This window comes from Streptomyces sp. NPDC047002 (assembly GCF_040704505.1).
GTDB lineage: Bacteria > Actinomycetota > Actinomycetes > Streptomycetales > Streptomycetaceae > Streptomyces.
On record NZ_JBEYWC010000002.1, the window covers coordinates 223,555 to 238,339 of the forward strand.

Below are 14,785 nucleotides of genomic sequence, written 5' to 3' on the forward strand. Positions count from 1 at the left end.
CCCGTACGGGTGAAGGCGGACGCCGGGCGCCCGGTCACCGCGAAGGGTGCACTTCGCCGCCGTACCGCCAACCGGGTGTACGGCGACGGGGACCCGCGGGCCTCCGCGTGGCAGTGTGCGTCGCTGCCGAGGCACGGGGCGGCTCGGGCCGGTCCCGGCGGGCGACACGAGAGGGGTCCCGGTATGCGTCAGGACGAGGCCGAGCCGGTCGCGGTGGTGGGGGCCGCCTGCCGGCTCCCCGGCGGCATCCGGACCCTCGACGGGCTCTGGGACGCCCTGCTGCGCGGCGCCGACCTGGTCGGCGAGGTGCCGGAAGACCGCTACGACCCGCGGCTCTTCACCGACCAGGCCATGCCGCGCCGCGGCAAGTCGTACACCGCGGCCGGCGGCTTCCTCGACGACGTGGCGGGCTTCGACGCCGCCTACTTCGGCATCTCGCCGAAGGAGGCCGCCCACATGGACCCGCAGCACCGGCTGCTGCTGGAGATGACCGCCGAGGCACTGGACGACGCGGCCGTAGACCCCGCGGACCTCGCCGGGTCCGACACCGCCGTCTTCGTCGGCATCTCCGACGCCTCCTACGGCGCGCTCCAGATGTCCTCGCTGCGCACCGTCGGCCCGTACACGATGTCGGGCGCCGCCTCGTCGATCGCCGCGAACCGGCTCTCCCACGCCTTCGACCTGCGCGGCCCCAGCATGGCCGTCGACACGGCCTGCTCGTCGTCGCTCGTCGCCCTCGACCGGGCCTGCCGTACCCTCGCGGACGGCACCGCGCGCACCGCCGTGTGCGGCGGCGTCAACGTGCTGCTGAGCCCGTTCCACTACGTGGGCTTCTCGCAGGCCTCGATGCTGTCGCGGCGCGGCAGGTGCGCGTCGTTCTCCGCGCACGCCGACGGCTTCGTACGGGCCGAGGGCGGCGGCGTGGTGCTGCTGAAGCGGCTGAGCGACGCCCTCGCCGACGGCGACCGGGTGCACGGCCTGATCGCCGCGACCGGCGCCAACAGCGACGGCAGGACCATGGGCCTCGCCCTGCCGAACCCCGAGGCGCAGGAGCGGCTGCTGCGCGAGGTCTACCAGCGCGCAGGGATCGGCCCCGACGAGCTGGTCTACTTCGAGGCGCACGGCACCGGCACCCCCGTCGGCGACCCGGTCGAGGCGCTCGCCATCGGCCGCGCCCTCGGCGTGCGCCGCATCGGCGACCCCCTGCCCCTCGGCTCCGTCAAGACCAACCTGGGCCATCTGGAGCCCGCTTCCGGCATGGCGGGACTCTTCAAGGCGCTGCTGGTGCTCAGGCACCGGATGGTGCCGCCCGCCCCGCACGACGACCCGCCGCACCCCGACATCGACTTCGAGGGGCTCGGCCTGAGGCTCGCGGGGCGCGCCGCGCCCGTGGAGCCCGCCGAGCCGGGCGCGCGCGCCGTCGTCGGCGTCAACTCCTTCGGCTTCGGCGGCGCCAACGCCCACGCCGTCGTCGCCGACGCGCCGCCCGCGCCCGCCAGGACCGCGCCGCCGCGCGGCCCGGTGCCGCTGCTCGTGTCGGCGCGCACCGCGACGGCGCTGTCCGCTGCGGCCCGCGCGACCGCTTCCCGGCTCGAGAGCGCGGAACCCGGCGAGCTCTACGACCTCGCGCACACCTCCTTCCTGCGCCGCGGCCGCCACGAGCACCGCGCCGTCGTCTGGGCCACGACGCCCGCCGCCACGGCACGGGGGCTGCGGGAGCTCGCGGGGGAGCCGGGTGCGGCAGACGCGGCCGCCGGCGGGGCGACCGGCCCCGCGGCCGAGGCGGCCCCCGGCGCCGTCGCGCCCGCGGCGCACAGCGGCAGGACCGCGTTCGTGTTCGCGGGCAACGGCTCCCAGTGGGCCGGCATGGGCGCCGGACTCCTCGCCACCGACCGGGAGTTCGGGCGTGCGATCGAGGAGGTGGACGGCGCCCTCGCGCCCGCGCTCGGCTGGTCGGTCGCCGAGGTCCTCGCCTCGCCGCCCGGCGACTGGCGGCTCGACGCGACCGAGGTCGCCCAGCCGCTGCTGTTCGCCGTGCAGACGGGCATCGCCGCCTCGCTGCGCGCCCGGGGCATCGCGCCCGCCATGGTCGTCGGGCACAGCGTCGGCGAGGCGGCCGCCGCCCACGTGTGCGGCGCGCTCACCCTCGCGGACGCCGCCCGCGTCGTCGCCGCGCGCAGCCTCGCCCAGGCGGCCACCGCGGGCACCGGCAGGATGGCCGCCGCGGCCCTGAGCCCCGAGCGCGCCGCCGACGAACTCGCGCCGTACGGCGGCCTGCTGGAGGTCGCGGGCGTCAACAGCGCACAGGACGTGACGCTCGCGGGCGACGCGGACGCCCTCGCGGAACTCGGCGAACGGCTCACCGCGCAGGGCGTGTTCTTCCGCGACCTGGGCCTCGACCACGCCTTCCACAGCAGCCGCATGGACCCCGTCGAGGAGCCGCTGCGCGCCGCGCTCGCCGGGCTCGCGCCCGGCCCCGTCCAGGTGCCGTTCTACTCCACCGTCACCGGCGCCCGCGCCCGCGGCACCGACCTGGACGCCGCGTACTGGTGGCACAACGTGCGCCGCCCCGTCCTCTTCGCCGACGCGGTGCGCCGCGCCCTGCACGACGGCGCGGGCGTACTGCTGGAGATCGGCCCGCACCCGGTGCTGCGCGGCTACCTCAGGCGCGCCACCGCGGGCCGCGCCGCCCGCACCGCCGTCCTGTCCACCCTCAGGCGCGGCGCGCACGGCCCCGGCGTGCTCGCCGCCGCCGCTGCCGGGGCGCTCGCCGCCGGGGCCGCGGCGGACCCCGCCGCCCTCTTCCCGGCCCCCGGCCGCGTCGCCGACCTGCCCGCCTACCCGTGGCAGCGCGAGCGGCACTGGTGCGGCACCCCCGCCTCGTGGGCCAACTCCAGCGGCGACGGCGTCCCCGCGCACCCGCTGCTCGGCGAGCGGATGCCCACCACCGTGCCGAGCTGGGAGGGCGCCGTCGAGCCCGTCCTCGTCCCGTGGCTCGCCGACCACCGGCTCGGCGGCTCCGTCGTGATGCCCGCGACCGGCTACGCGGAGGCGCTGCTCGCCGCGGGCCGCGCCGTCCACGGCTGCCCCGTCGAGCTGGCGCACCTCGACGTGAGCGCCGGCCTCGTCGTGCCCTGGGCCGACGCCACCGCCGTGCGGCTGCGCACCGGCCTCGACCCCGACACCACCCTCGCCACCCTCGCAAGCACCGACGAGCACGGCCCCGAGCCCCGCATCCACGCCAGGGCGCGGGTCCGCCCGCTGCTGCACCCGCGGCCCGCCCCGCTCGACCCCGGCGCGCTGCGCGCCCGCTGCACCACCCGGGTCGGCGGCGACGAGCACTACGCCACCTGCGCGGGCGTCGGCCTCGTCTACGGCCCCGCCTTCCGCCTCCTCGACGAGATCCGCATCGGCGAGGGCACCGCGGTCGCCGCGTACCGCCACGGCGCACCCGGCGCCCCGTACACCGTCCACCCCGCGCTGCTCGACGGCGCCCTCCAGGCGGGCGTCGCCCTCCTGTACGACCGGCTGCGGGAGCGCGGCGCGTACCTGCCCGCCTCGATCGGCTCCGTACGGGTGTGGTCCACGCCCTCGCCCACCGGCGTCGTGTGGGTGGAGGAGCGCGGCTCGACGGAGAGCGAGGTCTGCTGGGACATCACCCTCGCCGACGACGACGGCACCGTCACCGCGCGCCTCACCGAGTGCAGGCTGCGGCTGTTCCCCATGGCCCGCGCCACGCCCGTCACCCGCCACCACACCGTGGTGCGCGCCGCGCCCCACGCCGGCCTGCCCTGCGCGCCCTCCCCGCTGCCCGCTCCCGCAGCCGCGGTCCGCGCCGCCGCGCCCCGGCTCGACGCCGTACGCGCCGACTGGCGCCTCGCCCGCTACCCGGACGCCGCGCCCGCCTACGCGAGGCTCACGGCCCGCGCCACCGCCGCCGCGCTCGCCCGGCTGCTGCCCGACCCCGCCGCCGCCTTCACCGCCGACGACCTCGTCGCCCACGGCGTGCGCGAGCGGCACCGGCCGCTGCTCGCGCTCCTCGTACCGCTGCTGCTGCGCGCCGGCGCGGCGGAGGAGGTGCCGGGCGGGCGGCTGCGCCTGACGGAACAGGGGCCCGACGACGGCGCCACGGTGCGCGACGCGCTCGCCAAGGCCCCGGGCGACATCGGCAGGATCGCGCTGACGGCCCATCTCACCCGCCACCTGGGGGCCGTGCTGACGGGCCGCGAGGAGGCGCTCGACCTGCTCACCGCAGAGCCCGCAGCCCACCTCCTGGAGCAGTACTACGACACCGCGCCGCTCTCCCGCTTCCACAACCGCGTCGCCCAGGCCCTGCTGCGCGAACTCCTCGCGCACTGGCCGGCCGACCGGGCGCTGCGCGTCCTGGAGGTCGGCGCGGGCACCGGCGGCACCGCCGCCGCCCTGCTGCCGCTGCTGCCCGCCGACCGCACCCGCTACCACTACACGGACGTCTCCCCGGCGTTCCTCACCCGGGCGCGCGGCAGGTTCGGCGCGTACGACTTCGTCGACTACGGCACCTTCGACCTCGACCGCGACCCGGGCGAACAGGGCCTGACCGCCCAGGGCTACGACCTCGTCGTCGCGGCCAACGCGCTGCACACCGCGCGCGACCTGGAAGCGGCGCTGCGCCGCGTCGCCTCGCTGCTCGCGCCCGGCGGCCACCTCCTCGGCTTCGAGTGCCACGACGCGGAGGTACTGCTGCCCGTCTTCGGCGCCCTCGCCAGCTTCCACCGCAGGACCGACACCGCCCTGCGCCCCGACTCACCCCTCCTGCCGCGCGCGCAGTGGCCCGCCCTGCTGAAGCGGTGCGGCTTCCCCACCTGCGCACAGACGGGCGACACCGCACCCCCCGCCCACCACCAGGCCTCCGTCTTCCTCGCAGCCACCCCCACCGCCCCGACGCCCGCGCCCGCGCTGCGGGCGCCTGTCCCCGTGGCCGCCGCGCCCACGCCGGTGCCCGCCTCCGAGGCCACGGCGCCCGCGCCGTCCGCGCCGTCCGCGCCCGCGCTGATGGCGCCCGCGTCCCAACCGCCCACCCCGGCGGTCGCGTTCCTCGTCCACGGCGACGCGGCGGACGACCCGCTGCCGGCGGCGCTCGCCGCGGCGCTGGTACGGCACGGTGCCGTGCACGCCGCGTGCGCGGACGCGGGGGACGACCCCGCTGCGTGGCGGCGTGTGCTGGACGCCGCGGGGCCGGGGGAGCGGGACGTCGTGCTCGTGCTCGGCGGGCCCCCGCCCGCCGACGGCGCCGAGGCCGTCGACCTGGCCACCCGCGCCGCCCAGGTGCTGCGGGCCGCTGCCGCGGCCCACCGGGACCTCGGCGCGCCGAAGGACGTCACGCTGTGGCTCGTCACCAGGCCGCACGGTGCCGAGGCCACCCCGGGCCCGGTCACCCACCCCGCCGACGCCGCCGCGTGGGGCGTGGCGCGCTGCCTCGCCAACGAGCAGCCCGACCTGCGCTGCCGCCGCGTCAGCCTGCACCGTGGCGCAGACCCGGCCGCCGACGCCGACCGCCTCGTGCGCGAACTCCTCGACCGCGAGGCCGTATGCGACCAGGGCGGCGAGGACGAGATCGTGCTCACCGCGCACGACCGCTTCGTCCCCAGGGAGCGCGCGCTCCCGGCCGCCGTGCCGGTGCCGGGCGCCGCGCCGCCGCGGGCGCTGCGGGTGCACAACCCCGGCCTCTCGTACACCCTCGCCTGGCGTGAGATCCCCGAACCCGCCCCGGGGCCCGGGCAGATCGCGGTCGACGTGCGGGCCGCCGCGCTCAACTACCGCGACATCATGCAGACCGTGGGCCTGCTGCCCACCGAGGCCCTGGCCGGCAGCCCGCGCGAGGAGAACCTCGGGCTGGAATGCGCGGGCGTCGTCACCGCCTGCGGCCCCGGCGTGGCGGGCTACGCGCCCGGCGACCGGGTCGTCGGGCTGCTCACCGGCGCCCTCGCCTCCCGCGTCGTCACGCCCGCCGACACCATGTGGCCCATCCCCGAAGGCGTCACTTTCGCCGAGGCGACCAGCGTGCCCGTGGCGTTCTGCACCGTCCACCACAGCCTGCTCCACACCGCGCGGATGCGGGCGGGCGAGACCATCCTCGTGCACGGCGCCGCCGGCGGGGTCGGGCTCGCCGCCCTCCAGTACGCGCGGGCCCACGGAGTCACCGTCATCGCCACGGCGGGCAGCGAGCCCAAGCGCGACCTGCTGCGGGCGCTCGGCGTCGAGCACGTGCTCGACTCGCGCTCCCTCGACTTCACCGTGCGGGTCATGGAGCTCACCGAGGGCCGGGGCGTCGACATCGTGCTCAACTCGCTGTCCGGCCAGGCCCTCGCCCGCGGCCTCGAAGTCCTGCGGTCCGGCGGCCGGTTCATCGAACTCGGCAAGCGGGACTTCTACGAGGACCGGACGCTGCCGCTGCGCCCCTTCGGCTCGCACCTCTCCTTCCACGGCGTCGACCTGACGACCGTGCTGCGCGACCCCCGCCTGCTCGGCGAACTCCTCACGGACGTCGGCGCCACCCTCGGCGCGGGCGGCGCATACCACCCGCTGCCGCACACCGTCTTCCCCGCGGCCCGGGTCGCCGACGCGTTCCTGCTGATGCGGCACTCCCGCCACCTCGGCAAGGTCGTCATCGCCTTCGACCCGCTGGACGAGCCCGGCGTGTACGAGCCGCTGCCGCGCGCCCCGCGCCTCGACCCCGCGGCGACCTACCTGGTCACGGGCGGCACCAGCGGCTTCGGCGCCGCCACCGCGCGCGCCCTCGCCGCCCGCGGCGCCCGCCGCCTCGCGCTCGTCGCGCGCAGCGGCGACCGGGGCCCCGAGGCGGCCGCCGTACGGGACGCGCTCGCCGCCGAGGGCGTACGGGCCACGGTGTACGCGGCCGACGCCGCCGACGCGGACCGGATGCGCGAGGTGCTCGCCGACATCGAGGCGAGCGGGCACCCGCTGCGGGGCGTGGTGCACGCGGCGATGGTCCTCGACGACGCCCCGCTCGCCGACCTCACGGCCGAGCGGCTCGCCGCGGTCCTGCGGCCCAAGATCGCCGGGGCCCAGGTGCTCGACACGCTCACCCGGGGCGGCGCGCTCGACTTCTTCGTCTGCTACTCGTCCACGACCGCCATGGTCGGCAACCTCACCCAGGCCGCGTACACCGCGGGCAACCTCTACCTGGAGGGCCTGGCGAGGCAGCGCAGGCGGCGCGGCGAACCCGCGCTCACCCTCGCCTGGGGCGCCATCGACCAGGTCGGCTACGCCGCACGCAACGGCCTGCTCGAAGGGCTCGGCGGCCTCGGCATCGAGTCCCTGCCGCCGGACACGGCCCTGCGCCACGGCGCCCTGCTCCTCGGCGCCGACCGGCCCGACACCACCGGCGTGGTCGGCGTCGCGCGCACCGACTGGTCCCGCGCCGCCACCCTCCTCCCGCTGCTGCGCGCACCGCGCCTGCGCGACCTGGTCCCGCCCCAGGCCAGGGACGGCGAGGCGAGCCGCGAGGAACTCCTGCGCATGCTCGCCCGCATGGACGAGGAGTCCGCGCTCGCCTACCTCGTCGACCAGCTGACCCGCCTGCTCGCCGACACCCTCCACATGGAGCACGACGCCCTCGACCCGCACCGCAGGCTCGACTCGTACGGCATGGACTCCCTGATGGCGGCGCAGGTCCTGGTCTCCCTCAACCAGCGCTACGAACTCGACATCCCGCCCATGGAACTCCTGCGCAGCAACGGCACGATCGCCGAGTTCGCCCGCATCGTCCACCTCAGACTCGGCCTCGCCACCCCCAGAGACCACCCCACCCCGCCGCCCCCCAACCCCCCAGAGCCCCCCACCCCCCTCACGCTCCCCGCCCCCACACCCCCCGCAGAGCCCACACCCCCCGCCCGCGAACACCCCACCGCCGTCCCCGCCCCCCGCTGACGAGCCCGGCCTTCCCGGACAGCCCCGCGGCCCGACCGCCCCCGGCGCCCCGAGGCACGGCACCCCACCCCGCAGCTGGCGCGAATGTGCCTTGTGGGGACAGGGGTGTTCGCGGGAGAGTGCGCGCGCCAACTCCAGGAGGTAGTGCGTGCGGAACTCATCCCGGCGAAGAGGTCTCGCGGCCCTCGCCCTCACGGCCGCGCTCGCCGCGGCGGGCATGCCCGCCGCCCATGCGGCGCAGAAACCTTCCCTCAGGGTCACGGGCGACGGGACGCAGCCCGTCTTCTCCTACCAGGACGCCATCCGCGAGTACGTGAACGTCCAGTCGGGCGTCGACTCGGACGGCGACGGCAAGAAGGACCTGATCCGGGTGGACATCATCCGCCCCCGGGAGAGCGGCCCCCGCTTCAAGGTCCCCGTGATCATGGACGAGAGCCCGTACTACGACAACCTCGGCCGGGGCAACGAGTCCGAGCACAAGACGTACGACGCGCAGGGCGACCCGGCGAAGTTCCCCCTCTACTACGACAACTACTTCGTGCCCCGCGGCTACGCGGTCCTCGAAGTCGACATGGACGGCACCACCAAGTCCCAGGGCTGCCCCACCTCGGGCGGCGCCTCCGACGTGCTCGGCGGCAAGGCGGTCGTGGACTGGCTGAACGGCAGGGCCAAGGCGTTCGACGCGCAGGGGCACCAGGTCGCCGCCGACTGGACCAACGGCCGCACGGGCATGATCGGCAAGTCGTACGACGGCACGCTCGCCAACGCGGTCGCGGCGACCGGCGTCAAGGGCCTTGAGACGATCGTGCCGATCTCGGCCATCAGCTCCTGGTACGACTACAGCCGCATGAACGGCACCCTCTTCTCGCCCGGCGAGGAGGACGGCCTCGCCGCCACGGTCGACAGCGACCCGCCCGCCAAGTGCGCCGCCGTACGGCAGCAGTTGGCCGCGGGCCAGGACGACGCGACGGGCGACTACAACGACTTCTGGAAGGAGCGCGACTACCGCGCTGGCACGGTCGCCGACGTGCGCAAGGTGCACGCCGCGGTCTTCGCCTCCCAGGGGCTCAACGACCTGAACGTCAAGCCCAACCAGTTCTCCACCTGGTGGTCGGCGCTGGCGAAGCAGGGCGTGCCGCGCAAGGTGTGGCTCTCGCAGTACGGGCACGTCGACCCGTTCGACTACCGGCGCGACGCGTGGGTCGACACCCTGCACCAGTGGTTCGACCACTGGCTGTGGCAGGTGCCCAACGACATCATGAAGCAGCCACGCGTCGACCTGGAGACCGGTCCCGACCAGTGGACCACCCAGTCCGACTGGCCCGCGCCCGCGGCGCGGCCCGTCACGCTGAAGCCGGGCGGCGACGGCTCGCTCGGCCTGACGGCGTCCACGGGGACCGCCGCGTACACCGACACGGAGAAGTCCGAGTCCGCAGCGGTCGCCGACCCGGCCGCGGCGCAGCCGTACCGCCTCGCCTACGCCACGGCGCCGCTCACCCGCGACGTGCGCGTCTCCGGCACCCCGCGCGCGGACCTGCGGGTCAAGCTCGACAAGCCGACGGCGAACCTGGGCGCGCTCCTGGTGGACTACGGCACCGACACCCGGGTGAACTACCTCGGCGGCGGCGAGGGCGTGAAGACGCTGACCACCGAGGACTGCCACGGCGCGAGCACGTCGGTCGACGACGCCTGCTACCTGAAGGTCGCCACGGACACCGCCACCTCGGACGTGAACGTCGTCGCACGCGGCTACGTCGACGCCCAGAACCGCGACTCGCTGAGCCACCCGAGCGCGCTCACCCCCGGCACGTACTACCGGGTCGGCTGGGACACGCTCCCCACGGACTACCGCTTCAAGGCCGGGCACCGGCTCGCCGTCGTCCTGATCGGCACGGACGGCGACGTCCAGGGCGACCGCGCCACCAGCGCCTCCGTCACCGTCGACCTCGCGTCGAGCGGCATCACCCTCCCGGTCGTGGGCGGCGCCAAGGCCCTCGCCCCGCTCTCTGCGAATCCCCGCCCCTGGCACGACGCCCCCACCCACGTCCGCCTCCCCAAGCCCCACCACTCCTTCCACTGACCCCCGGCACCCACCAGCACCGCGACGCCCCCGCACCGGCACCACCGCCGGCGCGGGGGCGCCGGGCGGGCGCGGGGCCCGTCAGAGGAGGTGGGCGCCCGAGGCCTCCTCGGGGGGTGTGGCGGGTGTGCCGGGGTCGCCGCGGTGGCCCGTGGCGTAGCGGGCGATCGCGACGACGATGCCGATCGCCAGCCAGACCGCGGCGACCACGAGCGCCAGATGGCTCGCCGTGACCAGCAGCGCGATGATGATCGCCACGCCGAGGACGGGGACCACGACGGCGGCGGTCCGCAGGCCGGGCGACGCGGCGCGGGTCTCCCTGCGCACCACGAACTGTCCGACCACCGAGGCGTGCAGCAGCAGGAACGCGCTGAGCGCGCCGACCGTCACCATCGAGGACAGCGTGTCGAGGCCGTCGTCCTTGTTGGCGGCCCAGATGGAGAGGACCAGCGTCGCCGCCGCCGACAGCAGGATCGCGGTGAGCGGGGTGCGGGTGCGCGCGTTGATACGGGCCAGCCAGGACGGCAGGTGGCCCTGGCGCGCCATCCCGTACAGCAGGCGGCTCGCCGCGGCCTGCGCGACCAGCGCGGAGAAGACCGGGCCGACGGCCTTGGTCGCGCTGACCGTCGTGCCGAGCCAGCCGCCGATCGCGTCGCGGATGATCGAGTAGAAGGCGGTGCCCTGCTCTTCGGGGTGCGCGGCCAGGTGCTCGGGGGTGACGTCGCCGATCAGGTCGGCGAGGTACGTCTGCGCGACGAACAGCAGCCCCGCGAGCGCCAGGCAGAACAGCACGGCCCTGCCGACCTCGCGGGAGCTGCCGGTGTTCTCCTCGGCGAAGCTGGCGATCGCGTCGAAGCCGAGGAACGACAGCACGGCCACCGAGACCGCTCCGAGGACGCCGCCGATCGCCAGGTCCGAGGTGCTGGTCAGCGGCGTGAGCCAGCCGCGGCTCGGGCCGTCGTGCACGAGGACGACGATCGCGCCGACGATGAAGATCCCCAGCACCACGACCTCGATGAGCAGCATGATCATGCCGACCCGGGCGGCGATGCCGACGCCCGCGAGGTTGAGCCCGGTGAAGACGACAATGGCGGCGCCTGTCGCCAGCCAGGTGGGGATCCCGGACACCAGCGAGTGCGAGGCGATGCCGGTGAACAGCGCGGCGACGGCCGGGATGAACAGGTAGTCGAGGCTGGCCATCCAGCCCGCGAAGAAACCGGGCCAGCGGCCGAGGCCCGCCGTCGCGTACGCGGAGACCGAGCCCGCGCGCGGCACGACCGCCGACATCCGCGCGTACGACCAGGCGGTGAAGCCCATCGCGACGGTGGCGACGACGAAGACGAGGCCGGTGGCGCCGCCGCTCTTGGCGTCGAGCACGCCGAAGACGCCCATGGGCGCGGTGGGGCCGATGAACAGCAGGCCGTAGACGATCAGGTCCCTGACCGTCAGGGTCCTGCGGAGGGGTACGGGGGCCTCGGGTGGCATGCGTGTGCTCCAGGTCGGGGACGTACGAAGGCCGCGCAGCGGGGCCCGTCATGAGCATGCCGCATGCACGCACTTCGGTTCAGCGCCAACACCCGCCCGCCCCGGGTTCATTCCGGAGCGTGGCCCGGAAGGGGGAGAAGCGGTGAAATACCGCAAGGGGGGCAAAGCGAGCAGTGACGAGAAGCACGGTACCGGGGCGCGGGGCGGCCGGCGCAGGTGGGGCGCCGCGCCGGGAACAAAGGGGCCGCACCCGGGGTTGGCGCCACTGTTTCCAAGTCGGGTGCAGGGCGGAAGGGCGCGGGACGGAACCATGGCTGAGCTGGAGATCGAGCGTACGGGCACGCACGAGTTCACGGCGCGCAACGCACGCGGCGCGCGGGTGCGGATCGGGCGGGTCGGCGGCGAGGGCTCCTTCACGCCGGGCGAACTGCTCCAGGTCGCGGCGGCCGGCTGCGCCGCGGTCACCGTGGAGGAGCTGGTGGTGCGCCGCTCGGGCGAGGACGCCAGGTTCGCCGCGACGGCGGGCAACGACCGCCGCCTCGGCAGCCACGAGTACGACGCGCTGCACGTCACGCTCGACGTCGACCTCTCGTCCCTGGACGAGGCGGCGCGCGAGCGGGTCGCCGCGGCGATCCGTACGGCCGTGGCGCGCGAGTGCACGGTCAGCAGGACCATCGAGAAGGGCACCCCGGTCACCCTGGACATCACGACGGGCGCCCCCGAGACCGCGCCCGGCACGCTCGGAGCCGCCACGGAGTGACGCCCGGGCCCGCGCGCCCCGGCAGCCGGTTCCGGCACAGCGCGTACGCCAGCAGCGCGGCGGCCGCGACTCCCAGGGCGATCTCCAGGTCCCGCGGCTCCTGCCGGGTGAGCGCCACCACGACGCCCGCGATCGCGAGCAGCGGGGGCAGCGGCCACAGCGGCATGCGGAAGGCGCGCGGCAGGGACCGGTCGCGCACCCGGCTCACCAGGGCGGAGACGGCCACCAGCAGATAGACGGTGACGATCACCACGCCGGTGAAGGTGATCAGGTCCTCCAGCGAACTGACCACGCACAGCAGGCCGTTGCCCACGAAAAGGAAGGCGATGGCGGCCACCGGCACCCGGGTGCCGGGGGAGACCCGGCCGAAGAGACGGCTCACGGGACCCGGCAGCATCCCGTCGCGCGCCGCGGCGTACGCGACCCGCGCATAGCCCAGGTTGGCGGCGAGGCCCGTGTCGAACATCGCGACCACCACCCCGGAGAGCAGGACCGTCGCGCCGGCCGGGCCCATCACCTGGTGGGCGATGAGCGAGAGCGGGGAGGCGTCGGCGGCCGTCGCCCCCAGGTCGCGCACGGCGTACGTCGCCGCGATCACCGCCGCCACCTCCACGGCCACCGCGACCAGCGCCGCCACCACCACGGCGCGCGGCAGCGCCCGCCGGGTGCCGCGCGCCTCCTCCGCGAAGTACAGCGGCCAGTCGTAGCCGTTGAACGCGAACAGCGCGGGCACCACGGCGGCCAGCAGCCCCGCGGCCCCGACGCCCGTCACCAGCCCGCCGTGCCCGGCCACCGCGGGCGCGGTGAACGGCGCGTTCGCGGCCGACGCGTGCGCGAAGGCGAAGCCGGTGAACACCAGCACCACCGCGAGCTCAAGCACCAGCATCGCGCCCGCCACCCAGCTCGCGGGCGCGATCTTCCCCAGCGAGAGCGCCGTGACCAGCGCCATCATCCCGAGCGCCACCCAGCCCACCGGCAGCCCGCCGGGCACGAGCGAGGACAGGTACGTCGAGGAAGACACCAGGATCGACGCCGTCGACACCAGGCCGAGCAGCAGGAAAAGCACCACCGTCACACCGCCGAACACCGGCCCGAGCGCCCGCCGCACGATGGTGTACGCGCCGCCCGCCGACGGGAACACCGACCCCGTCTCCGCGTAACACAGCGCCATGGCAAGGGCGATGACCCCGCCGATGGCGAACGCCCACACCACGCCCGTGCCCGCGGAGCCGAGCCCCGAGCCGTACACCAGGAAGACCGACGTGGTGGGCGAGATGGCGGACAGGGCGATCGCGAGGACGTTCCAGGGCCGCAGCGCCGCAGCCCGCAGCGCCGGGGGCGCGCCGCCGCCCGCGGGTGCGCCGGTCCCGCTGTTCTCGTTCTGGCCGGCCGTGTCGAGCGCCATGTGGGGGGCCTCCTCCGATCGGGCGCCCCAGGGAGGGGGCGGGCGCCGCTGCGGGTCGAGGCGGCGACCGTACCGCAGGCGGGGGCGGGCGGCGGGCGGCCGCACCGCGGCGGCGGGTCAGCGGGTGCGCGACGCCAGCGCGATCAGGTCGCGCACCGGCCCGCGCGGCGGCTGCGCGCCGCCGCTCCACACCGCGCGCAGGTCGCGTACGAGGCGCACCCCGGTGACCGGGACGGCCCGCAGCCGGCCCAGCGTCAGGTCGTCGGCCACGGCGAGGGACGACAGCGCGCCCGGCCCCGCGCCCGCGGCGATCGCGGACTTCACCGACGCGGTGCCGGTGAGTTCGAGCACCGGCTCCGCGGGCGTCGCCCCCGGCACGGCATCGGCGAGCGCGGCGGCCAGCGCCTCGCGGGTGCCCGAGCCCGCCTCGCGGGTGACGAGCGGGGTCGCGGCCAGCTCCGCCGCCGCCACCGGCGATCTGCGGCGCGCCCACGGGTGTCCTGGGTCGACCACGAGCAGCAGCTCGTCGCGGGCGACCGTGCGGGAGCGCAGGCCGAGCGGCGCGCGCGGGCCCTCGACGAAGCCGACGTCCGCCGTGCCGCGCTCCACCGACTCGGCGACGGCGACGCTGTTGGTGGCCTCCAGCTCGACGTTGGTCGCAGGGACGCTGCTCAGCCGCTGTTGGTCACGGAGCGCCACCAGCCAGCGCGGCAGCAGGTGCGCGGCGACCGTGAGGCTCGCCGCGACCTTGAGGTGGGTCGCGCGGTCCGAGCGCAACGCGGTGATCCCCGCGTCCAGTTCGGCCGCCGCGTCGAGCACCCTGGCCGCCCACTGCTCGACGAGCCGCCCGTCCGCCGTCAGATGGGAGCCGCGCGGTCCGCGGCTGAGCAGCGCGAAGCCGATCCGGCCCTCAAGCGCCCGCACGCGCTGGGACAACGCCTGCTGGGAGACGCCGAGTTCGGCCGCGGCGAGCCGGAGGCTGCCGGCCTTGGCGACGGCGGTGAGCATCTGGAGGTCGGCCAGGTCGGGCACGTGGGGGCTGAGCATGGGGCCGGTCCCTCCGCCGTGTCCTGGCTCTCTTCTGACGTGGTGCGCGCAGCGCGGGTGACAAGTTGCGCTTGTCGCT

The 14,785-nt window shown here is 76.1% G+C and carries 6 protein-coding genes; 3 read left to right on the forward strand and 3 right to left on the reverse strand.

Going from position 1 to position 14,785, the window contains the following annotated elements:
• Positions 1–183: 183 nt before the first annotated feature.
• Positions 184–7,929: an SDR family NAD(P)-dependent oxidoreductase gene (locus AB0910_RS03955; protein WP_366742907.1), complete on the forward strand. Its 7,746-nt coding sequence runs from the start codon at positions 184–186 to the stop codon at positions 7,927–7,929.
• 148 nt (positions 7,930–8,077) lie between these two features.
• Complete coding sequence (locus tag AB0910_RS03960; protein WP_366742908.1) at positions 8,078–10,009, forward strand: Xaa-Pro dipeptidyl-peptidase; 1,932 nt, start codon at positions 8,078–8,080, stop codon at positions 10,007–10,009.
• An 81-nt stretch (positions 10,010–10,090) separates the two neighbouring features.
• Here the strand turns inward: AB0910_RS03960 and AB0910_RS03965 are convergent, their stop codons facing one another.
• Positions 10,091–11,494, reverse strand: coding sequence for an APC family permease (locus AB0910_RS03965; RefSeq protein WP_366742909.1), 1,404 nt, complete (start codon positions 11,492–11,494; stop codon positions 10,091–10,093).
• A 310-nt stretch (positions 11,495–11,804) separates the two neighbouring features.
• Between AB0910_RS03965 and AB0910_RS03970 the strand changes: the two genes are divergently transcribed.
• Positions 11,805–12,254: an OsmC family protein gene (locus AB0910_RS03970; protein ID WP_366742910.1), complete on the forward strand. Its 450-nt coding sequence runs from the start codon at positions 11,805–11,807 to the stop codon at positions 12,252–12,254.
• On the opposite strand, the gene AB0910_RS03975 is transcribed toward AB0910_RS03970, so the two are convergent.
• Positions 12,199–13,659, reverse strand: coding sequence for an APC family permease (locus AB0910_RS03975; RefSeq protein ID WP_366742911.1), 1,461 nt, complete (start codon positions 13,657–13,659; stop codon positions 12,199–12,201). The two genes, AB0910_RS03970 and AB0910_RS03975, sit on opposite strands and share 56 nt — an antisense overlap.
• 117 nt (positions 13,660–13,776) lie before the next feature.
• Positions 13,777–14,706 carry a LysR family transcriptional regulator gene (locus AB0910_RS03980; RefSeq protein ID WP_366742912.1) on the reverse strand — a complete coding sequence of 310 codons (930 nt, stop codon included), beginning with the start codon at positions 14,704–14,706 and terminating at the stop codon, positions 13,777–13,779.
• Between the last annotated feature and the right edge of the window lie 79 nt (positions 14,707–14,785).

Bases quoted from the DNA above. Each gene is read 5' to 3' on its own strand.
- AB0910_RS03955 (WP_366742907.1), top strand. From the start codon at position 184: ATGCGTCAGGACGAGGCCGAGCCGGTCGCGGTGGTGGGGGCCGCCTGC.
- AB0910_RS03965 (WP_366742909.1), bottom strand. From the start codon at position 11,494: ATGCCACCCGAGGCCCCCGTACCCCTCCGCAGGACCCTGACGGTCAGG.
- AB0910_RS03970 (WP_366742910.1), top strand. From the start codon at position 11,805: ATGGCTGAGCTGGAGATCGAGCGTACGGGCACGCACGAGTTCACGGCG.
- AB0910_RS03975 (WP_366742911.1), bottom strand. From the start codon at position 13,659: ATGGCGCTCGACACGGCCGGCCAGAACGAGAACAGCGGGACCGGCGCA.
- AB0910_RS03980 (WP_366742912.1), bottom strand. From the start codon at position 14,706: ATGCTCAGCCCCCACGTGCCCGACCTGGCCGACCTCCAGATGCTCACC.